The following is a 572-nucleotide window of genomic DNA, read 5'->3' on the forward strand; positions in this document are numbered from 1 at the left end:
CGGGAGTGGTCGTCGACGGCGGTGTGCAGGTAGCTGTAACCCACCTGTGTGCGGTTCTTGCGTCCTACTGGGCGGCCCAGCACCTTGTGGCCGCCACCGTCGGGGATGTTGCCGAGTTTCTTGATGTCCACGTGAACCAGCTCGCCGGGTCGGTCGCGTTCGTAGCGGCGGATCGGCTGCCCGGTGGCCCGGTCCAGGTGCGCGAGGCGGGCCAGCCCGAACCGGGTCAGGACGCGGTGGACGGTGGAGGGCACCAGGTTCAGCAGGTGCGCGATCCGCGCTGGTCCCCAGCGGCGGGCGAGGCGGACCTTGATGATCCGGCGTTCGGTGCGGGTCGGGGTCCGGCGCGGGCTGTGGTGCGGGCGTGAGGAGCGGTCGGCCATGCCGGCCTCGCCCAGGGCGCGGTAGCGGTCGGCCCAGCGCTGGGCGGTGGTGGGCGAGACCTGGAAGCGTTCGGCGGCCCGGCGCAGCGGCCAGCCGTCGTCCACGACGCAGCGGGCCAGACGCAGGCGTCCGGTCTCGGTCAGGGGTGCATTACGGTGTGGCACGAGGGCCTTTCTGGTCGCCGGTGC

1 protein-coding gene is annotated in these 572 nt (G+C 72.7%); it reads right to left on the reverse strand.

The annotated features are described in order from the left end of the window. Nucleotides 1-548, reverse strand: a 548-nt coding sequence (locus PV341_RS45255; protein ID WP_500361086.1) for a helix-turn-helix domain-containing protein, incomplete at its 3' end; no start/stop codon positions are given. Between the last annotated feature and the right edge of the window lie 24 nt (nucleotides 549-572).

The sequence above is a fragment of the Streptomyces sp. PA03-1a genome, from assembly GCF_033792805.1.
Lineage (GTDB): Bacteria > Actinomycetota > Actinomycetes > Streptomycetales > Streptomycetaceae > Actinacidiphila.